Origin of the sequence: Albidovulum sp. (assembly GCF_041919395.1) — a bacterium.
GTDB lineage: Bacteria > Pseudomonadota > Alphaproteobacteria > Rhodobacterales > Rhodobacteraceae > Albidovulum.
Map to the genome: position 1 here is coordinate 15,331 of NZ_JAYRTX010000026.1, position 18,704 is coordinate 34,034.

Annotated in this window: 20 protein-coding genes and 1 pseudogene; 9 read left to right on the forward strand and 12 right to left on the reverse strand. The window is 67.2% G+C overall.

Translation table 11 applies throughout. The annotated features are described in order from the left end of the window. The first annotated feature begins 18 nt into the window (after positions 1-18). Entirely contained in the window at positions 19-1,461 is a 1,443-nt protein-coding gene (atpD, locus tag ACMUOO_RS06535; protein ID WP_413854953.1) for a F0F1 ATP synthase subunit beta, read from the forward strand. A gap of 10 nt (positions 1,462-1,471) precedes the next feature. Continuing rightward, a complete protein-coding gene (locus ACMUOO_RS06540) occupies positions 1,472-1,888 on the forward strand; it encodes a F0F1 ATP synthase subunit epsilon (protein WP_301919616.1) in 417 nt (138 codons plus the stop codon). Positions 1,889-1,954: 66 nt separating this feature from the next. Here ACMUOO_RS06540 and ACMUOO_RS06545 read toward each other — a convergent pair whose 3' ends face one another. Then, the gene (locus tag ACMUOO_RS06545; protein ID WP_301919615.1) at positions 1,955-3,301 is read right to left on the reverse strand and encodes a hypothetical protein; all 1,347 of its coding nucleotides are present in this window, start codon (positions 3,299-3,301) and stop codon (positions 1,955-1,957) included. A gap of 262 nt (positions 3,302-3,563) precedes the next feature. Here ACMUOO_RS06545 and ACMUOO_RS06550 point away from each other — a divergent pair, with 262 nt between their 5' ends. Further along, positions 3,564-3,914, forward strand: a complete 351-nt coding sequence (locus ACMUOO_RS06550; protein ID WP_301919614.1) for an H-type lectin domain-containing protein — start codon at positions 3,564-3,566, stop codon at positions 3,912-3,914. Between the two features lie 39 nt (positions 3,915-3,953). Here the strand turns inward: ACMUOO_RS06550 and ACMUOO_RS06555 are convergent, their stop codons facing one another. Further along, positions 3,954-4,769 carry a class I SAM-dependent methyltransferase gene (locus ACMUOO_RS06555; protein ID WP_301919613.1) on the reverse strand — a complete coding sequence of 272 codons (816 nt, stop codon included), beginning with the start codon at positions 4,767-4,769 and terminating at the stop codon, positions 3,954-3,956. A 190-nt stretch (positions 4,770-4,959) separates the two neighbouring features. Between ACMUOO_RS06555 and ACMUOO_RS06560 the strand changes: the two genes are divergently transcribed. After that, the gene (locus ACMUOO_RS06560; RefSeq protein ID WP_301919612.1) at positions 4,960-5,919 is read left to right on the forward strand and encodes an AraC family transcriptional regulator; all 960 of its coding nucleotides are present in this window, start codon (positions 4,960-4,962) and stop codon (positions 5,917-5,919) included. Between the two features lie 9 nt (positions 5,920-5,928). Here the strand turns inward: ACMUOO_RS06560 and ACMUOO_RS06565 are convergent. The 3 genes and pseudogenes from ACMUOO_RS06565 to ACMUOO_RS06575 form a co-directional block, all read right to left on the reverse strand. Next, positions 5,929-6,051, reverse strand: a pseudogene (locus tag ACMUOO_RS06565) (phosphoribosylpyrophosphate synthetase); the annotation flags it as partial. Positions 6,052-6,090: 39 nt separating this feature from the next. Then, complete coding sequence (locus ACMUOO_RS06570) at positions 6,091-6,888, reverse strand: CPBP family intramembrane glutamic endopeptidase (RefSeq protein ID WP_301919611.1); 798 nt, start codon at positions 6,886-6,888, stop codon at positions 6,091-6,093. Positions 6,889-6,985: 97 nt separating this feature from the next. After that, the gene (locus tag ACMUOO_RS06575; RefSeq protein ID WP_301919610.1) at positions 6,986-8,005 is read right to left on the reverse strand and encodes a ribose-phosphate pyrophosphokinase; all 1,020 of its coding nucleotides are present in this window, start codon (positions 8,003-8,005) and stop codon (positions 6,986-6,988) included. 271 nt (positions 8,006-8,276) lie between these two features. Here ACMUOO_RS06575 and ACMUOO_RS06580 point away from each other — a divergent pair, with 271 nt between their 5' ends. The 3 genes from ACMUOO_RS06580 to ACMUOO_RS06590 all read left to right on the forward strand — a co-directional run bounded on the left by ACMUOO_RS06580 (position 8,277) and on the right by ACMUOO_RS06590 (position 10,201). Continuing rightward, on the forward strand, positions 8,277-8,726 hold the full coding sequence (locus ACMUOO_RS06580) for a hypothetical protein (RefSeq protein ID WP_301919609.1): 450 nt from the start codon (positions 8,277-8,279) through the stop codon (positions 8,724-8,726). Positions 8,727-8,801: 75 nt separating this feature from the next. Next, on the forward strand, positions 8,802-9,401 hold the full coding sequence (locus ACMUOO_RS06585) for a 2-hydroxychromene-2-carboxylate isomerase (RefSeq protein ID WP_301919608.1): 600 nt from the start codon (positions 8,802-8,804) through the stop codon (positions 9,399-9,401). Continuing rightward, positions 9,401-10,201 (forward strand): alpha/beta fold hydrolase, encoded by an 801-nt coding sequence (locus ACMUOO_RS06590; RefSeq protein ID WP_301919607.1) that lies wholly within the window; start codon positions 9,401-9,403, stop codon positions 10,199-10,201. Before ACMUOO_RS06585 ends, ACMUOO_RS06590 begins: the two co-directional genes overlap by 1 nt. On the opposite strand, the gene ACMUOO_RS06595 is transcribed toward ACMUOO_RS06590, so the two are convergent. The 7 genes from ACMUOO_RS06595 to ACMUOO_RS06625 form a co-directional block, all read right to left on the reverse strand. After that, positions 10,182-11,240, reverse strand: coding sequence for a threonine aldolase family protein (locus tag ACMUOO_RS06595; RefSeq protein ID WP_301919606.1), 1,059 nt, complete (start codon positions 11,238-11,240; stop codon positions 10,182-10,184). The genes ACMUOO_RS06590 and ACMUOO_RS06595 overlap by 20 nt on opposite strands. Beyond that, positions 11,240-11,704 (reverse strand): YcgN family cysteine cluster protein, encoded by a 465-nt coding sequence (locus tag ACMUOO_RS06600; protein ID WP_301919605.1) that lies wholly within the window; start codon positions 11,702-11,704, stop codon positions 11,240-11,242. Before ACMUOO_RS06600 ends, ACMUOO_RS06595 begins: the two co-directional genes overlap by 1 nt. A gap of 41 nt (positions 11,705-11,745) precedes the next feature. Continuing rightward, on the reverse strand, positions 11,746-12,672 hold the full coding sequence (locus ACMUOO_RS06605) for a bifunctional riboflavin kinase/FAD synthetase (protein WP_301919604.1): 927 nt from the start codon (positions 12,670-12,672) through the stop codon (positions 11,746-11,748). A gap of 46 nt (positions 12,673-12,718) precedes the next feature. Next, a complete protein-coding gene (locus ACMUOO_RS06610) occupies positions 12,719-13,162 on the reverse strand; it encodes a MaoC family dehydratase (RefSeq protein WP_301919661.1) in 444 nt (147 codons plus the stop codon). Between the two features lie 139 nt (positions 13,163-13,301). After that, positions 13,302-14,183 carry a TIGR01459 family HAD-type hydrolase gene (locus ACMUOO_RS06615; protein WP_301919603.1) on the reverse strand — a complete coding sequence of 294 codons (882 nt, stop codon included), beginning with the start codon at positions 14,181-14,183 and terminating at the stop codon, positions 13,302-13,304. 60 nt (positions 14,184-14,243) lie between these two features. Then, positions 14,244-15,161, reverse strand: coding sequence for a manganese-dependent inorganic pyrophosphatase (locus ACMUOO_RS06620; protein WP_413854954.1), 918 nt, complete (start codon positions 15,159-15,161; stop codon positions 14,244-14,246). An 87-nt stretch (positions 15,162-15,248) separates the two neighbouring features. Beyond that, positions 15,249-16,241: a TraB/GumN family protein gene (locus ACMUOO_RS06625; RefSeq protein WP_301919601.1), complete on the reverse strand. Its 993-nt coding sequence runs from the start codon at positions 16,239-16,241 to the stop codon at positions 15,249-15,251. Positions 16,242-16,448: 207 nt separating this feature from the next. On the opposite strand from ACMUOO_RS06625, the gene groES reads away from it, so the two are divergent. Both groES and groL read left to right on the forward strand, forming a co-directional pair. Then, on the forward strand, positions 16,449-16,736 hold the full coding sequence (gene groES / locus ACMUOO_RS06630; protein WP_301919600.1) for a co-chaperone GroES: 288 nt from the start codon (positions 16,449-16,451) through the stop codon (positions 16,734-16,736). A 46-nt stretch (positions 16,737-16,782) separates the two neighbouring features. Then, on the forward strand, positions 16,783-18,426 hold the full coding sequence (gene groL / locus ACMUOO_RS06635; RefSeq protein ID WP_413854955.1) for a chaperonin GroEL: 1,644 nt from the start codon (positions 16,783-16,785) through the stop codon (positions 18,424-18,426). Positions 18,427-18,704: the final 278 nt, after the last annotated feature.

The following is an 18,704-nucleotide window of genomic DNA, read 5'->3' on the forward strand; positions in this document are numbered from 1 at the left end:
TAGAACCGGAGAAATCACATGGCAAAAGCACCGAAAGCTGCCGCCGCCACGGGCCGCGTGACCCAGGTCATCGGCGCCGTCGTGGACGTGCAGTTCGACGAACAACTTCCGGCGATTCTGAACGCGCTCGAAACCCTGAACAACGGCAAGCGTCTGGTCCTTGAAGTTGCCCAGCACCTCGGCGAGAACACCGTCCGCACCATCGCCATGGATGCGACCGAGGGTCTCGTCCGCGGCGAGAAGGTGACCGACACCGGCGGCCCGATCACCGTGCCCGTCGGCAACTCCACCCTCGGCCGCATCCTGAACGTCATCGGTGAGCCGGTGGACGAGAAGGGCCCCGTTGCGAAGAAGGAGGCGCGTGCCATCCACCAGCCGGCTCCGACCTTCGCCGAACAGGCGACCTCGTCGGAAATCCTCGTCACCGGCATCAAGGTCATCGACCTGCTCGCGCCCTATTCCAAGGGCGGCAAGATCGGCCTCTTCGGCGGCGCCGGCGTGGGCAAGACCGTTCTCATCATGGAACTCATCAACAACATCGCCAAGGTGCACTCGGGCTTCTCCGTGTTCGCCGGCGTGGGTGAGCGGACCCGTGAAGGGAACGACCTCTACCACGAGATGATCGAATCCGGCGTCATCAAGCCCGACGACCTCGAGAAATCCCAGGTGGCCCTCGTCTACGGCCAGATGAACGAGCCCCCGGGGGCCCGCGCCCGCGTCGCGCTGACCGGCCTCACGCTTGCCGAGCAGTTCCGCGACCAGTCCGGCACCGACGTTCTGTTCTTCGTCGACAACATCTTCCGCTTCACCCAGGCGGGTTCGGAAGTGTCGGCCCTTCTCGGCCGTATCCCGTCGGCCGTGGGCTACCAGCCCACGCTCGCCACCGACATGGGCGCGCTGCAGGAGCGGATCACCTCGACCAAGGCGGGCTCGATCACCTCGGTGCAGGCCATCTACGTTCCGGCCGACGACCTGACCGACCCGGCGCCGGCGACCTCCTTCGCCCACCTCGACGCCACCACGGTTCTGTCGCGCGCAATCTCGGAGCTTGGCATCTACCCCGCGGTGGACCCGCTCGACTCGACCTCGCGGATCCTCGATCCCTCGGTCGTGGGCGAGGAACACTACCAGGTCGCCCGCGACGTGCAGGGGATTCTCCAGCGCTACAAATCGCTGCAGGACATTATCGCCATCCTCGGCATGGACGAACTCAGCGAAGAGGACAAGCTGACCGTGGCCCGCGCCCGGAAGATCCAGCGCTTCCTCAGCCAGCCCTTCGACGTTGCCAAGGTCTTCACCGGTTCGGACGGCGTCCAGGTGCCTCTCGAAAAGACCATCGCCTCGTTCAAGGCGGTGGTCGCCGGCGAATACGACCACCTCCCGGAAGCCGCCTTCTACATGGTCGGCGACATCGAGGAAGTGAAAGCCAAGGCGCAGCGTCTGGCCGCGGAAGCGGCGTAGGGGGGGCGAGATGGCCGATACGATGCAGTTCGACCTCGTCAGCCCTGAACGGCGGCTCGCCTCCGTCCAGGCGCGCGAGGTCCGCATTCCGGGCGCCGACGGCGACCTGACCGCGATGCCCGGCCACGCGCCGCTGATCACCACGCTGCGTCCCGGCATCCTCCGGATCGTCAAGGCGGATGGCGGAAATGACGACTATGCCGTCACCGGCGGTTTTGCCGAAATCTCGGCCGCGGGCACGACGCTTCTGGCCGAGGAGGCGCTGCATGTCTCCGAGGTGACGCCAGCGATCGCGAAAGGTTTCGTCGCGCGTGCGGAGGAAAACCTCCGCGCCGCGAAGGAATCGGGACATCAGGACCTCGTGGACGATGCCGCGAAGCTCCTTGCCGACATGGTGGCCATGGGCGACCACATCGGGATCTCGTAAGGCACGAGCCCTTCACCGAAGAAGGGGCGGCCCCCGCGGGGGCCGCTTTCGTTTTCAGGACGGCGCTCAGGCGTCTTCCGGCTCCGCCTCGCCCACCGGGCAGCAGCGGTATTCCTGGCTCTTCTCCAGAAGTGCGATCTGCTTGGCCAGAAGCTGGTTCTCCAGGTCCTTGCGCACGAGGTCGAGCGCGATCGACTTCTGCCGGCTTTCCTCGCAGGTGTTGCAGCGGTCGAGACAGCCCTTCACCACGATGCCCTGGGTCGGCAGGCAGTAGGTGCGTTCGAAGTTCAGCTCGGCCGCGAGCCGGGCGCCGACCTCGTCGGAACCGGCCTTGGCGAGGATGCCCTCCTTCACCAGATCGTCGTCGACCTGCTTCAGCACCTTGTCCTGCACCGCGGGCGGCACCGGCTGCACGTTCGTCGCCAGCCGGAAGGGCGTGGCGACGGCGGTCAGCCCGGCAAGCCCGCCGAACCCGCCCCCAAGGCCGATGGAGCCCACGCCGCTCACGATGTTCGCGCGCTGCGCCGCCGCCGCCGTACGGCCTGCGGCTTCCACCTCCACCCGTGCGGTCTTCGTCGCCAGCACGCCGTTCGGCAGCACCTTGATGCCCGTCGCGGGCCGAACCGGCCGGGCCTCGACCGCGCTCGACGCCGCGGCGTCCACGACCCGGCGCAGCACCGACACGATGCGGAACCGGAGCGTCTGCTTCTTGACAAGCTGATAGGCGAAGTAGGTCACCGCGTGGCACTCGTTCTTGTTCTCGAATGTCCTGGTCGAGGCCTCGTAGGCACTTTCGCTTTCGCCCTCGGCGTGGCTGCGGCTCTGCACCTCGCCCATCTGGACCGAGTTGGCAGCCCGCGTTGCCTGCACGGAACGGTCATGCGAACTGCGCGCATGGCTCGACAACTGGCGCATGAAGGACGAGGCGGAGCGCGAGTTGAAGTCGCCTTCCACGTTGACGCTGCCGCCGCCGGCGAAGCCGATGGAGGCATAGGACCCGTCGACATCCGTCTCGAAGTCGGAGTGCGACGAGGATGAGGCCGATCCGCTGTCGGTAACGGTCAGGTCGGACATATAGCGGTCCATCGACCGCATGTAGTAGGTCTCCTCCGATGACTGTTCGTGCCGGTAGCTCACCTCGGATTCCGCGTCGTAAGTGAAGCGGTTGTTGCGGGTCGAGGTGTAGAGACGCACCTTCTCGCCAGGCAGGAGCGTCGTCGAAAAGACCACGTCGCCCAGGGAAAGCGGTCCCGGGCAGCGTTCGAGTTCGGCCACGATCACGACCTCTACCGGCACGTCGAGCTGACGGTTGGTGAGCCGGTAGGAGATGCGCAGGCTTTCGCAGCAGGGCACGCGGGTAATCTCGGGACAACAGGGCAGATCGTTGATCGAGATCAGATCACCATCTGGCATTTCTTCATCCTCCTCGAAATGGAATTGCTGAAAACACCCACCCTCTCCGCAACGAATCCGGGCGAAATGGACCAGACCACGCGCTGGCGGAGAGACTTCACTATACCGCAACTCGCGCACTGATTGTATTCCGGTATTCCAGCCCGGCGAAACTTGGCCGGCCGCGGCAGCGCAGGGCCCGGCCGGTCGCCTGTGGATGTGCAGAAATGCCTTTGGAGATAAGGGCTTCTGCGCTTAGATGGTGCGCGGGAGAGGAGGCGCGATGCGGCGAATGGCGAGCCATCTGATCGGCGTGGACCGCGGGTCGGTCATGCTTTTCTCCGACTATCAGGACGGCGGCGCGATGTGGACGGGCGAGGGGCCACGCGAACTCAGGCGCGTGGTGGAATTCGCCGAACCGTTCCGGTCGGTGCCGGTGGTCCAGGTGTCCATCTCGATGTGGGACATGGACCGGCGAACGAACCAGCGCGCCGACATCTCGGCCGAGATGGTGAACCCGGAGGGGTTCGTCATCGTCTTCCGCACCTGGTCCGACACGCGGGTGGCACGCATCCGTGCCGACTGGCTGGCCATCGGCGAGCTTTCGGCCGAGGAAGACTGGAACGTCGAGTAGGGGACCGCGCCCGCCGCGATGGGGCGGACGCGGTCGGGGTCACGATTTCGTAATGACGACCTCGGCGTAGTCGCTCGGCACGGTGAGGGTGTTTGCCCCGCCGCGGTTCATCCGGGCGAGAAGTGCGAGGATGTCGTCCGCGAGCGCGGCCTGCCCGGTCGCATCGAGGGCCGCGAAGGCACGGTTCGTCGGCCCGTACCAGGTCCGGAACACCTCCAGCCAGTGCTCGGGCGAACGGTAGCGGAACTGGAACTGCCGCGGCGTTACCGAGACACGTTGGCCGGGGAAAAGCTCCCTCAGCCGCGCCTCGGTGCCCCAGAGGGACGGCGGCTTCACGCCCGCGGGCGGCGCCACATGCCGGCCGATCACCTTGAAGAGCTGGCCGATGAAGCCCTCGGGCGTCCAGTTGGCAAGGCCGATGCGGCCGCCGGGCTTCACCACCCGCATCATCTCGCGCGCGGCTGTCTCCTGATCGGGCGTGAACATGACGCCGAAGGAGGAGAGGACGACGTCGAAGCTGGCGTCCGCGAAGGGCAGGGCCTCGGCGTCGGCCTCGCGGAACTCCACCTCGGCACCCTCTGCCGCAGCGCGCGCCCGGCCGCGGTCGAGAAGCGCCGCCACGTAGTCGGTCGAGGTCACGCGGCCGAAGCGGCGGGCGGCGGCGAGCGTCGCGTTGCCGTTGCCGGCGGCGACGTCGAGCACCCTTTCGCCGGCGTGCAGGTCCACCGCCTCGCAGAGGCTTTCGCCGACGATCTGGAGCATCGTGCCGATCACGGAATAGTCGCCGGCGGCCCAGGTGGCCTTCTGGCGGGCCTTGATCGCGGCAAAGTCGGGTTTGGCAAGGTCAACATTCATGGTGTCAAAGTCCTTTCAGGGTTGGTACGGCGTCCTCTCCTGCCGGGTTGACAGGGCGGGGCGTCCGGATCGAAATTCCCGGACGACAGGCGTCGTCGGCCGCGTGAAGGGTGTTAGCGCCTGAACCGCACACCGGGGAATGACCGCGCCGCCGGATTACCTGACCGTTCGTCCAGCAAGGAGGCTGAACATGTCCGACCCGATGTCGGATGTCCTGCGCTCCGTCCGGCTTTCGGGCGGCGTCTTTCTCGACGTCCAGCTGACCGAACCCTTCTGCCTCATCTCGGAACTGACGGCGGCCGATTGCCGGCCGCTCCTGGACGATCCGGTGCAACTCGTGTTCTACCACGTGGTGCTGAAGGGGCGGGCGACGATGATCCTGCCCGGGGAGCACCCGGTGGAGGTCGGCGCGGGAGAGGTCGCGATCCTTCCCCACAACGATACCCATACCGTCGCGAGCGCGCCGGGCCTCAGCCCGACGATCGCGCGCAGCCTCGTCCAGCCGGCAGCGGACGGCGGGCTCGCGCGCATCGTCTATGGCGGCGGCGGGGCCGAGACGCACATGTTCTGCGGATTTCTCGGCAGCACCGAGCGGCGCAACCCCGTGCTTGCCATGCTGCCGCGGCTGGTGACGCTCGACCTTCGCTCGGCGGCCGCGCGGGAGTGGATCGAAAGTTCGGTCCGTTTCGCTGCCGGCGAGCTCGCAGAGGGGCGGCTGGCGTCGTCGGGCGTGATGTCGCGGCTCTCTGAGGTGCTTTTGGTGGAGGCGGTGCGGCAGTTCGCGGCCGGGGCCGGCCCGGAGGGGCCAGGCTGGCTCAGGGGGCTGGCCGATCCCCAGATCGGGCGCGCGCTGGCGGCGATCCACCGCGAACCCGCTGCAGGCTGGACGGCCGAGACGCTGGCGGGGATCGCCGGCCTGTCGCGCAGCGCATTTGCCGACCGCTTCGTCGCGCTGGTGGGCAAACCGCCCATCCGCTACATCACGCATTGGCGGCTGCACCTTGCCCGGCAGCGCCTGCGCGAGCGCCATTCCGGCATCGCGCGGATCGCGCACGAGGTCGGCTATGAATCCGAGGAAGCCTTCAGCCGCGCGTTCAAACGCGAAACCGGCGTCTCGCCCGCGCGCTGGCGCGAGGGTACGGGGGGCTGAACCGCGCGATCAGCCGCGCGAATACATCCCCCCGTAGATCGGTCCCAGCATGTCGGCGTCGAAGAGCGATGAGACCGATGTGCCCGACCAGATGTTCATGATCGCCTGGGCGAACATGGACGCGGTCGGCAAGTCATGTGAGAAGGCGGTGACATGCCGGTGCGGCAAAGCTCACTTGAGTTGCCGTGGAATGGACGATGGCAGGACTTCCCCCTGTCGCAACCCCAGTGCCGGGCCACATTTCCATAGCAGTATCGCAACCCAGATCGCATAGAACAGCGTCAGAAAACCGAGCCAGACATGACTGTCCTTTGGCGCGAACATCCGTCCGAAATACTGCCCTCCGAAATAGTTCTGCACGAAATGCAGGGTGACCAATGGCCAGATGCTGCCGCCGGCGATGAACAGCCAAGCATAGACCACGCTGACGGCGAGAAGGGTCACGGAGATGACCGGCGGCAGGTCGTCAAGCAGGAACAATGGAATGTGCCAGATCGCCACCCCGGCCCCGATCCAGAGCGCCGCGGCGAAAGGCGAGAGAATCTGCTGCAATTCATGCTGGGCCAGACCGCGAAATCCCGACTCCTCGGGCGCAGGCCCGAAGACCGCGACCAGGGGAATCCCCATCAGCCAGTCCCCGGCGGAATAGGCGGGAAGCGGCCCCGCAGGAGTCCCGACAGCGCGCGAAAGCAGAACCGCGGCGCCGATGATCGCCAGTGGCACGAAGAACGCCAGGGCGTAAATCCGGATCGGCGCTCGGACCGTTGAGATCCGTCGCCACCATGCGCCCATCGCCGCGCGTCCGTCCAACATCCACAACAGTAGCGGCGCAGCTAGCAAGGGACCCAGTGGATTGATTGGCGTCGGCCAGCCGGGAGATGGCCAGATCCAGTTTCCGGCGATGCCGAACCAGGAAAGGGCATAGGCGAGCATGAAGTAGAGGCAGACTCGCAGCAGCACCGGATCCATGGCGTTTCGCCTCCGCCAGCATGGTCGGCCGCAGCCTACGCCCGCTGGGCGCTATTGCACACTGAATTGTTCGGCCGGTGCGTTGGAAGGCGCAAGATCAGCCGCGCGAATACATGCCTTCGTAGATGGGCCCCAGCGTTTCGGCGTCGAAGAGCGACGAGACCGATGTGCCCGACCAGATGTTCATGATCGCCTGGGCGAACATGGGCGCGGTCGCGACGATGCGGATGTTCTTGGCCTGCTTGACTGCCTCCGTCGGCGCGATCGAATCCGTTATGACGAGGCTCTTCATCACCGAATTGGTGATCCGCTCGACCGCCGGGCCGGAGAGCACGCCGTGGGTGATGTAGGAATGGACCTCCTTCGCACCCGCGGCCATCAGCACTTCGGCGGCCTTGCAGAGCGTGCCGGCGGTGTCGCAGATGTCGTCCACGATGACGCAGATCTGGCCCGCGACATCGCCGATCACGGTCATCTCGGCCACTTCGCCAGCCTTCACGCGGCGCTTGTCGACGATGGCGAGGCCCGATCCGATGCGCTGCGCCAGTTCGCGCGCGCGGGCCACGCCGCCGACGTCGGGCGAGACCACGGTGAGCCTGTCGAGCTTGCCCTTGAAGTGATGCTCCACGTCCAGCGCGAAGATCGGCGCGGCATAGAGGTTGTCCACCGGAATGTCGAAGAAGCCCTGGATCTGCGCGGCGTGCAGATCGAGCGTCAACACCCGGTCCACGCCGGCCTCGGTGATGAGGTTGGCGACAAGCTTGGCCGAGATCGGGGTGCGCGCCTTCGCGCGGCGGTCCTGGCGGGCATAGCCGAAATAGGGGATGACGGCGGTGATCCGGCTTGCCGACGATCGCTTCAGCGCGTCGGTCATGATCAGCAGTTCCATCAGGTTGTCGTTGGCCGGGTTCGAGGTGGACTGGATGATGTACATATCCTCGCCGCGGACGTTCTCGAAGACCTCGACGAAGATTTCCTGGTCGTTGAACCGCTCCACCCGCGCATCGACGAGCCCGACGCTCATCCCCCGGTGCATCGACATGCGACGCGCGATGGCCTGGGCGAGCGGCCGGTTGGAATTGCCGGAGATGAGTTTCGGTTCGATCATGGAAGCCATGGGCGCGGGTCCTCGGGCAGGCGTATGATGACGGATTCGTGACGTTGCACCCCGCTTAGCACCCCGCTTGGCACCGGGCCAGCCCTGCGGCAAACCGACGCCGCGCCCGGAGCAAGCAGCGGGTCGGGTCGTCCGATCCCGGTTCACCCGCCAACGGGCGTCATCCCGCCGGGCCTCGGCCCGGCGGCCGCCGGCAGGGGCGTGGTATGATGCGGATGGTGGGGCGATTCCTCTGGCCTGCCCTGCCGGCGACGGGATCGGAGGCGGGCCCATGGCAGGGAACCCAGGTGGCGTGGCGCGAAATCTTGGGACTGCCTGTCTGCTGGCAGCGGCCGGCCTGACCGCCGCGGCGCCGGCCAGCCGCGCGCAGGAAGAACTGGTGGTCGAGATTCTGTGGCAGGCTTGCCCCTTCCTTCTTGGCACTGCCGCGAATGTCGCGCTGATGAAGCTGCAACTGCCACCCGAGGAGGTCTCGACGGTCGCGGACATCGCCTGCAACGTGGCGCAGGCCTACCAGGCGGTGGCGGCAAGTCCGCCGGCCGCGCCGGCGCCCGATTCGAGAACCGCCGAGGAGATATTCTGCGAAGACTCGTATCTTGACTACTGCGCCGGAGTTCCCGGGGCGGCGCCGATGTCGGTGGCCCAGCGCTGCTGGATGAACGGACTCACGGTCACGCAATGCGCCGAGGCGGTGATCCGGTCGGAAGCCAGCCGCCGCTAGCGAGACGCGCGATTGCACCCCGCTTAGCACCGGGCTAGCCTCCCGGAAAGCCGAAGCCGCAGAACGGGGGAGCGCGTGGCCCGCATTGACTATTTCTTCTCGCTTCTGTCGCCCTTCACCTACCTCGCAGGTACGCGGCTGGAGGAAATCGCCGTGCGACACGGCGCGACCATAGCCTACAAGCCCTATGACATCCTCGCGCTCTTCGACCGGCTCGGCACCCCGCGCCCGGCCGACCGGCCGCAGGGGCGCAAGGACTACCGCGTGCAGGAACTGCGGCGGATGGCGGCGAAGACCGGGATGGCGATCAACCTCAAACCGATGTTCTGGCCCACGAACGCGGCGCCTGCGTCCTATGCGGTGATTGCCGCCGGGAAGGCAGCGGGCGGCGACATGGGTGCGCTCGTCCACTCGCTCCTGCGCGCCGCCTGGGCAGAAGAGAAGGATATCGCCGAGGACGCGGTGATCAACGAGTGCCTGAAGGCCGCAGGCTTCGACCCGAGCCTCAGCTTCACCGGAATGCTCTCGGGCGCGGAGGCCTATGCGGCGAACCTCGAAGAGGCCCAGGCCCGCGGCGTTTTCGGGTCGCCCTTCTACATCACCGACGGGGACGAGCGGTTCTGGGGCCAGGACCGGCTTGAGGACCTCGACCTGCACCTGTCCGGCAAGCTCTGATGCCGGTCGGGATCCGCGCGGGTCACCCGACCTTCTGGCAGGTCTTCGGCGCGGGGTCGCGACCGGCCCTTGCGATCCACTGCTCGCTCGCCAGTTCGAAGGCCTGGGCGGGCGTGGCCGAAAGGCTCTCTGGTCGCACCACTCTCACGGCCTTCGACCTGCCCGGTCACGGCCGGTCGGCCGCGTGGCCGGGCGAGGGGGATTTCCTCAGCCTGTCCGCGCAGATTGCGGCAAGCTTCATCGACCGGCCGCACGACCTCGTCGGCCATTCCTTCGGCGCGGTGGTGGCGCTCAGGCTTGCCATCGCCGCGCCCGAAGCCGTGAGGACGCTGACCCTGATCGAGCCGGTGCTCTTCGCCGCGGCCCGGGGAAGCGCCGCCTGGGCGGAGAACCTCGCGGTCATGGAGCGCTACCGCGCGGCTCTCGCCGCGGGCGACCGGGAGCGGGCGGCGGAGGTCTTCACCGGCGTCTGGGGATCTGGCGTCGCGTGGGGCAAGCTGCCCGCGAACGAGCGCGCCGCCATCACGGAGCGGATCGATCTCATCGAGGCCGGCACACCTGCGCTCTTCGAGGATTCGGGGCATATCCTCGCGCCGGGCGCGCTCGAAAGCCTCGGCATGCCCGTGCTCCTGATCCGCGGCGCCCGGTCCCCCGCGATCATCGAGGCCATCGCCGAGGCGGTAGCCGCGTGGCTGCCGGATGTGGGCGTGGCGACGGTGCCCGGGGCGGCGCACATGCTCCCGATCACCCATCCGGCGGAAACGGCCGGGCTGATCGACGTCAACCTCGACCACGGATGAGCGACAGGAGCCCGTCCACATCTGCCTCTGTCGTGGACCAGGACGCGACCATGCGGCAGCTCAGCTTTTCGTCCCCCGGCCCCTCCAGCGGCTGGTCGAAGGGCCAGAGATAGTAGGCTGCGCCGCCGTCAATGGCGCGACGGTGTCCGGCGCGGGGGAAACTGGCGAAGACGGCGTTGGCCTCGGTCGGATGGACGAGCTCGGCGCCGGGAACGGTCAGGATGCCTGCGGAGAGCCGCGCCGCGGCGGCATTGGCCTGACGTGCCAGCCTGAGCCACAGTCCGTCCTCGAGATAGGCCCCCATCTGCACCGAGAGATAGCGGTGCTTTGAGAAGAGATGCCCGCCGCGCTTGCGGCGAAGCTCGAATTCCCAGGCGCGGGCCGGGTCGAAGATCACCACCGCCTCCACCCCCATGCAGCCGTTCTTGGTCCCCCCGAAGGAAAGGACATCCACGCCCGCACGCCATGTGAGGTCCGCGGGGGCCGCGTCGCTGGCCACGACCGCGTTGGCGAACCGCGCGCCGTCGAGGTGAACCGGCAGGCCGAAGCCCTTCGCCACATCGCAGAGCGCGGCCGTCTCCCCGGCGGTGTAGACGGTGCCGTGCTCGGAAGCGTTGGTGATCGTGACCATGCCGCGCTGGACGTTGTGGACGCCGCTCCGGCCGGTTGAGGTGATCGACTTTCGCAGCGTCTCGGGCGTCATCTTCGCGTGCTCGCCCTCCACCAGCACGAGCTTGGAGCCGCCGGTGTAGAATTCCGGCGCGCCGCATTCGTCCTCCTCGACATGGGCGTTGCGGTGACAGAAGACCGCGCCCCAGGGGTCCGTGAGGATGGCGAGCGAAAGCGCGTTCGCGGCCGTTCCGGTGGCGACGAGATAGACCGCCGCCTCGGGCGCCTCGAAGATTTTGCGGATGCGGGTGCGGACCTCGTCCATCGCCGGGTCGTTGCCGTAGGGCATGGCATAGCCTTTGTTCGCGGCGGCGAGCGCCTGCATGATCTCGGGCGCGGCGGCGGAGGTGTTGTCGGAGGCAAAATTCATCACAGGTCCTCGATGATGTGGTCTTCCCAGTCCTCTTCCGGGACTTCGAATTCCGGCACTGCCCAGCCCCGGACGGACTCGCCGGCGGCGTGGACGCTGTCCGGGTCGCCGGTGATCAGCGGGTGCCAGTCGGGCAGCGGCCTGCCCTCGAAGCGCAGCCGATAGGCGCAGGTGGATGGCATCCAGTACGCGACCTTGGCAATGCTCTTCGGCGTCAGCACCACGCATTCCGGCACGAAGCGCTTGCGGTTCTCGTACTGGCCGCAGCGGCAGCTCTCGGTGTCAAGAAGCCGGCAGGAGACGCGGGTGAACGCGACTTCGCCGGTGTCGGCATCCTCGAGCTTGTTCAGGCAGCATTTGCCGCAGCCGTCGCAGAGCGCCTCCCACTCTGCCGGTGTCAACTGGCGGAGCGGCAGGTTCCAGAACTCGGGGCGGAGCCCGCCGCGCGGAGGTTGGTGCTTCATGGGCGCCGACATTGCCCGGCCATCGGGCGAAAGGGAAGGGGTCAGAGCGCGGCGAGGATGCCCCGTGCCTGCGCGCAATCGGCGCCCATCTGCGCGACGAGTGCCGGCAGGCCGTCGAACTTGATTTCGGGCCGGAGATAATCGACCAGCGCGACCGACAGATGCTCGCCGTAAAGGTGCCCGGAGAAGTCGAGGAGATGGGTTTCGAGCGTCGGATGCGGCACCTCGAACATCGGGCGGATCCCGAGGCTTGCGGCGCCGTCGTAGCTTCCGGCATGGGGTCCGGTCAGAACATCGACCTTGACCGCGTAGACGCCGAGCTTCGGCAGGTGCAGCCCGTCGAGCGCCATGTTCGCCGTCGGATAGCCGAGGTCGCGGCCGCGCTTGTCGCCGTCGAGCACCGGTCCGTCGATCCGGTGCCAGTGGCCGAGCATCCGCGCCGCGTCGCGCGGGCGCCCCTCGCTCAGCGCCCGCCGGATCGCGGTGGAGGAGATTTCGGCACCTTCAGCCGCGACGAGATCGGCGATGGTGACGCCGAAGCCGAGACGCGCGCCTTCGCGCCGGAGCGTTTCGGTGGTGCCCTTGCGGCCCTTGCCGAAGCAGAAGTCGGCGCCCACGGTCACATGGCAGACCCCGAGCCCGGCCACGAGCACCTCGGCCACGAAGGCCTCGGCCTCCATCCCGGCCAGCGCTGCGTCGAAGGGCAGCTCGTAGAGCTCTGCCACCCCGAGCTTTTCCAGCCGGTGCACGCGCGCCTCCGCGTTCATCAGGCGGAAGGCGGGCGCGGCGGGCGCGAAGAACTCGCGCGGGTGCGGTTCGAAGGTGACGATCCCCAGGGACGCGGCGGCCTCTGCGGCGAGAGCGATCACGCGCTGGTGGCCGAGGTGGACGCCGTCGAAATTTCCCAGCGCGACGGACGCCCCGCGATGTGCGGGCGCGATCCCGGTCCAGTGGTGGTGAATGTGCATCGGCCCCCGTCCGTCGGATAGCGTCGGGCGGGAGCGCCCGCCTCGGTCAGTCGAACTTGCGACTTGGCGCGAGCACAAGCGCCTCGCCCTTCAGCACGACCGTATCGCCCACCGCGCAATGGGTTTCAAGGGTGACGCGCCGCCGCGCGTGGTCGATGGCGATGACGCGGACCTCGGCGTGGACGGTGTCGCCGGGGCGCACCGGCGCCATGAACTTCAGCGACTGGCCAAGGTAGACGGTGCCGTGGCCCGGAAGCTGTTCGCCGATCACCGCCGAGATGAGGCCGGCAGTCAGCATCCCGTGGGCGATGCGCCCCTCGAAGATCGTGTCGCGGGCGTATTCGTCGTCGAGATGGACCGGGTTGCGGTCGGTCGAGACTTCCGCGAACATCTCGATGTCGCGGTCGGTGATCGTCTTCTGGAGGTAGCGGGTCATCCCGATCTCCAGATCCTCGATGCAGATCGTCCCGCGCGGCTGGTTGTCGAGCATCATCGCGATTCCCGGCTGGTCATGTTGCGGTGCAGCATAGCTCGGCCGGGGCGCCGGCGCAATGTCCGAGAGTAATTTATTGACCTAAAACATATTCCGAATGAAACATTGTTGCGTGCTGGTCATAATGTTGCGCAGATCAGCGCAGCCGGCCGATGGCAAGGGTGGGCGTGATCTGCTGCGCGGCGAGCCAGCGCGCCAGACGCGCCGGATCGGGACGATCGATGTCCGGCCCGAATTCCTCGGCCGCAAGGCCGCCGGTCACGAAGAGCGTATCCGTTCCCTCCGCGAGCCCGCCCTGTATGTCGGTGCGGATGCCGTCGCCCACCGCCAGCACGCGCGACGGCTCCACCTCGCCCCAGGCCGCGGCAAGCCTGCGGCGGGCGAGGTCGTAGATCGGCGGATGCGGTTTTCCGAAATAGAGGCTCGTTCCCCCCATCTCGTCGTAGAGCGCGGCGAGCGCGCCGGCGCAGTAGATGCGCTTGTCGCCGAAATCGACGACGATGTCGGGATTGGTGCAGAGAAGCTTCATCGCCTTGGCCTTGGCGTAAAGAAGGGTCGCGCGATAGTCCTCGGGCGTCTCGGTCATCTCGTCGAAGGGGCCGGTGCAGACGATCCCCTCGGCCTCCGCGAGCGGCACCCGGACGATCTCCGGCGCATCGGCGAACTCGGTGGGGATCTCGGTGAAGAATCCGGCGTCCTTCTCGGGGCCGAGGTGATAGACCCTGCGCCCGACGAGGCCCGCGAACATTCCCGCCTGCGCCGCATCGCCGGAGGAGACGATCATGTCCCAGGCGTCGCGGGGCACCGCCATGCGGTCGAGCTGTGCTGCGACGAAGCGGTTGGGCCGCGGCGCGTTGGTCATCAGGACGACGCGGCCGCCCTTCGCGCGGAAGCCCCGCAGCGCGGCGACGGCGGCGGGGAAGGGGGTGCGGCCATCGTGCAGGCAGCCCCAGAGGTCGCAGTAAAGCACGTCATAGGCGGCCTGAACCTCGGCCAGAGACGATATGATCCGGGTCATGGTGCCTCGCGGAAAAGGGACGGGCGCCCGAAGGCGCCCGGTTGCACGACGTTGGCGTGATCAGAGCTTCAGCGCCGGAATGATCTGCTTCTTCCGGCTCATGACGCCGGGCAGGACCACGGTGTCGCCGGTGACCGTCGCGCCGAAGGAGGCTTCCGCCATCCGCTTCACGAGGTCGTTGGGGACGATGAGCGTCGCCTCCTCCTTCAGGATGTCGATGACGAACAGGAGGACCTGGTCCGCGTCGTCCTCTTTCGCGACCGTCTCCATCGACTTCATCAGGCTCGCCTTGCGGTCGAGGATCACCTTCGGCGAGGTCGTCTCAAGCACGGAGACGCGCAGTTCCTTTCCGGCGACGCTGTATTCCTTCGAATCCATCCTGAGAAGCTCGGCGTCCGAGAAGGCCGAGACGTCGGACTTCGCCGCAAAAAGCTCGGCCGCGTAGTCCGGGATCGAGATGCCGAGCTGACGGGCCAGCATTTCGGCCACCTCGCGGTCATGCGCCGTGGTCGTGGGCGAGCGGAATTCGAGCGTGTCCGAGAGAATGCACGAGAGCATCGCGCATTTGATCGGTTCGGGCATCCTCGTGGCATCCGCGCCCATCAGGTCGTACATGATCGTCGCGGTGCAGGCGAGCGGGCGCACGGTGATGTCGATCGGGCCCCTGGTCTTCAGGCCGCCGGCCAGGAGGTGATGGTCGATGATCTGGATCACGTTCGCCTCGTTGATCGAGGCGGGAAGCTCGGCCGGGTTGTTGGTGTCGACGATGACCACATCCTCGCCCGCGGCCACGTCGGCGATGATCTCGGGCTTCTGGAGCCCCCAGCGCTTCAGGACGAAGGCCGCTTCGGTATTCGGCTCGCCGAGAAGCGCGGGCTTCGCAGGCGTGCCCTTCACCTCGGTCAGATACCAGGCCCAGATGATGGGCGAGCCGGTGGAATCGGTGTCGGGCGACTTGTGGCCGAAGACTTTGATCATGGGCGTCATCCGTGGAACGTGACAGGTCGCGCGCCTTATAGGCGCTGCAGCATAACTTGTCACGGGGCGCGCTCCCTCCGGTCCCGATCAGAAGGGCAGGCGCTCCAGGGCGAAGCCCTCACGCTCCAGGAGAGCCAGAACGCCGTCCTGTCCCGAGAGGTGCAGTGCGCCGAAGGCCGCGAAGACGGGCCCTTCCGCGGCCGCGGCGGTGATCTGAGGAATCCAGCTCCGGTTGCGCCGGGCCATCAGCAGTTCCTCCATCCGCGCGAGGTCGGCGTCCACCTTTTCAGGCGTCTGGCCCGGCAGATTGTTCGCGGTGATGCGGCCAAGTTCCCAGGTCACGCGCACGTCCTCGGCGAAATAGGCCGCGGTCAGCGTCGCGGCATAGTCCTCTGCTGCGTCGACCATGGCGAGGGTCGTGCGGATCATGTCGATCTGGTCGGCCGCCGACATCGAATCGAAAAGCGTGAAGACCGTGTCGTAGGGTTCGAGCGCGCGGACCGGCACGCCCTGGGCCGCGGCGCGGGCGATGACGCGGGCGTCGAGCCCGTTGGGGTCGCTGGCCAGGTCCTCCATCGCGCAGGACGGGATGCCGAGAAGCATGGCGACGTACCAGGGCTGCATCTTCGCGGCCATGAAGGCTGGCACACCGCGCGCCTGCATGGCAACCGAGAGGGCCTGCCAGTCGGCCTCTTCCAGCCGCTCGGGAAGCGTCGGCCCCGCGGTCGAGAAGAGGCGGTCGGGACGGCGCGCCATCTCCGCCTGAAGGGCGGCCATCTCCTCCGGCCCTGCCTCGACCAGCACGACCGAGGCCGCGTCGATCGCAGGCGCGAGGCGGTCCATGACCGCTTCGTGGCGCGGGTCGTCGAAGTGATAGGTGCCGACGATCTGGATCACCTCCTCGCCCCGCGTCGCGCGCCAGCGGTTGCCGCGGCCATGGTCGAGCGCGTCGACTGCCGCGGTTATCCGCGCACGCTCGACCCCGTCGAGCGTCGGCAGCAGGTCCCGGCCTGCGCAGGCGGCGTCCGCCGCGGCCGCGGGGAGGGCGAGGAAGAGACAGAGGGCGGCGCTGCGGATCATCTCCGGGTCCGGGTTGACGGCGCGGAAAGGCGCCGGTCTCGATCTGGGGATAGCCGGCCGAGATGGCAAGCCCATGCCCAAGACATGGCTTTTTTACGCGCGCAGGCAGTTGACTCGGCCGGGGCCGGCGCCTAATTACGCCCCGTTAGCACTCACCTATGCTGAGTGCTAATCCATTGAACCTGGAACCCAAGGGAGTGTTACCAGATGGCATTCAAACCGCTTCATGACCGCGTTCTGGTCAAGCGTGTGGAAGGCGAAGAAAAGACCAAGGGCGGTCTGATCATCCCCGACAGCGCGAAGGAAAAGCCCGCCGAGGGCGAAGTCGTCGCCGTGGGCGAAGGCGCGCGCAAGGATTCGGGCGAACTGATCGCCCCGTCGGTCAAGAAAGGCGACCGGATCCTCTTCGGCAAGTGGTCGGGCACGGAAGTGACCGTCGACGGCACCGAAATGCTGATCATGAAGGAAAGCGACATCCTCGGCATCATCGCCTGAGACGCTTTCCGAACCGCAACCCCAGAGACAACCAGGAGCAAGCGACATGGCTGCCAAGGACGTCAAGTTCAATACCGATGCCCGCGACCGGATGCTGCGCGGCGTCAACATCCTCGCCGACGCGGTGAAGGTGACCCTCGGCCCGAAGGGCCGCAACGTCGTTCTCGACAAATCGTTCGGTGCCCCGCGCATCACCAAGGACGGCGTCACCGTCGCCAAGGAGATCGAGCTTTCCGACAAGTTCGAGAACATGGGCGCGCAGATGGTGAAGGAAGTCGCTTCCCGCACCAATGACGAGGCCGGCGACGGCACCACCACCGCGACGGTTCTCGCCCAGGCGATCGTCCGCGAGGGCCTGAAGGCGGTTGCCGCCGGCATGAACCCGATGGACCTCAAGCGCGGCATCGACCTCGCGGTGCACAAGGCCGTCGAGCACATCAAGGGCGCGGCCCGCAAGGTCGCCGATTCGGCCGAAGTGGCGCAGGTCGGCACCATCTCGGCCAACGGCGAGGCCGAAATCGGCCGCCAGATCGCCGACGCGATGCAGAAGGTCGGCAACGAGGGTGTCATCACCGTCGAGGAGAACAAGGGCCTCGAGACCGAGACCGAGGTCGTCGAAGGCATGCAGTTCGACCGTGGCTATCTCTCGCCCTACTTCGTGACCAACGCCGACAAGATGACCGCCGAGCTGGAAGACGCCTACATCCTCCTGCACGAGAAGAAGCTCTCCTCCCTGCAGCCGATGGTCCCGCTGCTGGAGGCTGTCATCCAGTCGCAGCGTCCGCTGGTCATCGTGGCCGAGGACGTGGAAGGCGAGGCTCTGGCGACCCTCGTGGTCAACAAGCTGCGTGGCGGTCTGAAGATCGCTGCCGTCAAGGCCCCGGGCTTCGGCGACCGCCGCAAGGCCATGCTGCAGGACATCGCGATCCTCACGGGCGGCCAGGTGATCTCCGAAGACCTCGGCATGAAGCTCGAGAACGTCGGTCTCGACATGCTCGGCCGTGCCAAGAAGGTCATCATCAAGAAGGATGACACCACCGTCATCGACGGCGCCGGCGACAAGGCCGAGATCGAGGCACGGGTTTCGCAGATCCGCACCCAGATCGAGGAAACCACCTCCGACTACGATCGCGAGAAGCTGCAGGAGCGGGTCGCGAAACTCGCCGGTGGCGTCGCCGTCATCCGCGTCGGCGGCATGACCGAGGTCGAGGTGAAGGAGCGCAAGGACCGCGTCGATGACGCACTGAACGCAACCCGCGCGGCCGTTCAGGAAGGCATCGTCGTCGGTGGCGGCGTGGCCCTCGTGCAGGCCGCCAAGGCGCTCGACAGCGTCAAGGGCGCCAACAGCGACCAGGAAGCCGGCATCGCGATCGTCAAGCGCGCGCTCGAGGCGCCGCTGCGCCAGATCGCCGAGAACGCGGGCGTGGACGGTGCGGTGGTTGCGGGCAAGATCCGCGAGTCGAAGGACAAGAACTTCGGCTTCAACGCCCAGACCGAAGAGTATGGCGACATGTTCAAGTTTGGCGTCATCGACCCCGCGAAGGTGACCCGGACCGCTCTGGAAGACGCGGCCTCGGTCGCCGGCCTCCTCATCACGACGGAAGCGATGGTCGCCGACAAGCCCGAGCCGAAGGGCGCTGCCGGCGGCGGCATGCCGGGCGGCATGGGCGGCATGGACGGCATGATGTAAGCCATCCGTTCCACAGGAACGACGGAAAGGGGCGCCCTGCGGCGCCCCTTTCTTGTCTGGCCCTTCCGCACGGCGTCACCAGGTGCCCGAGCGGCTACCGGACTGCCGCGCCAGCCTTTCTGAGAGGTCGCGCGAACCGCCGAACCCCGCGGCCGGTCCGAGGTTTGTGCGCATGACCCCGATGTCGCGAAGATCCCTGTCTGAAAGCCGCATGATTCCGCGCCGCGAACGGCTGCGGGAGATCACGACGGAGATCCGCCGTGCCAGCCGGTCGAGGA

Bases quoted from the DNA above. Each gene is read 5' to 3' on its own strand.
- ACMUOO_RS06555 (WP_301919613.1), bottom strand. From the start codon at position 4,769: ATGAATGTTGACCTTGCCAAACCCGACTTTGCCGCGATCAAGGCCCGC.
- ACMUOO_RS06590 (WP_301919607.1), top strand. From the start codon at position 9,401: ATGCCGGTCGGGATCCGCGCGGGTCACCCGACCTTCTGGCAGGTCTTC.
- ACMUOO_RS06545 (WP_301919615.1), bottom strand. From the start codon at position 3,301: ATGCCAGATGGTGATCTGATCTCGATCAACGATCTGCCCTGTTGTCCC.
- ACMUOO_RS06620 (WP_413854954.1), bottom strand. From the start codon at position 15,161: ATGATCAAAGTCTTCGGCCACAAGTCGCCCGACACCGATTCCACCGGC.
- ACMUOO_RS06575 (WP_301919610.1), bottom strand. From the start codon at position 8,005: ATGGCTTCCATGATCGAACCGAAACTCATCTCCGGCAATTCCAACCGG.
- ACMUOO_RS06570 (WP_301919611.1), bottom strand. From the start codon at position 6,888: ATGGATCCGGTGCTGCTGCGAGTCTGCCTCTACTTCATGCTCGCCTAT.
- groL (WP_413854955.1), top strand. From the start codon at position 16,783: ATGGCTGCCAAGGACGTCAAGTTCAATACCGATGCCCGCGACCGGATG.
- ACMUOO_RS06600 (WP_301919605.1), bottom strand. From the start codon at position 11,704: ATGAAGCACCAACCTCCGCGCGGCGGGCTCCGCCCCGAGTTCTGGAAC.
- ACMUOO_RS06560 (WP_301919612.1), top strand. From the start codon at position 4,960: ATGTCCGACCCGATGTCGGATGTCCTGCGCTCCGTCCGGCTTTCGGGC.
- ACMUOO_RS06550 (WP_301919614.1), top strand. From the start codon at position 3,564: ATGCGGCGAATGGCGAGCCATCTGATCGGCGTGGACCGCGGGTCGGTC.
- atpD (WP_413854953.1), top strand. From the start codon at position 19: ATGGCAAAAGCACCGAAAGCTGCCGCCGCCACGGGCCGCGTGACCCAG.
- ACMUOO_RS06615 (WP_301919603.1), bottom strand. From the start codon at position 14,183: ATGACCCGGATCATATCGTCTCTGGCCGAGGTTCAGGCCGCCTATGAC.
- ACMUOO_RS06540 (WP_301919616.1), top strand. From the start codon at position 1,472: ATGGCCGATACGATGCAGTTCGACCTCGTCAGCCCTGAACGGCGGCTC.
- groES (WP_301919600.1), top strand. From the start codon at position 16,449: ATGGCATTCAAACCGCTTCATGACCGCGTTCTGGTCAAGCGTGTGGAA.
- ACMUOO_RS06605 (WP_301919604.1), bottom strand. From the start codon at position 12,672: ATGCACATTCACCACCACTGGACCGGGATCGCGCCCGCACATCGCGGG.
- ACMUOO_RS06625 (WP_301919601.1), bottom strand. From the start codon at position 16,241: ATGATCCGCAGCGCCGCCCTCTGTCTCTTCCTCGCCCTCCCCGCGGCC.
- ACMUOO_RS06610 (WP_301919661.1), bottom strand. From the start codon at position 13,162: ATGCTCGACAACCAGCCGCGCGGGACGATCTGCATCGAGGATCTGGAG.
- ACMUOO_RS06595 (WP_301919606.1), bottom strand. From the start codon at position 11,240: ATGAATTTTGCCTCCGACAACACCTCCGCCGCCGCGCCCGAGATCATG.
- ACMUOO_RS06580 (WP_301919609.1), top strand. From the start codon at position 8,277: ATGGCAGGGAACCCAGGTGGCGTGGCGCGAAATCTTGGGACTGCCTGT.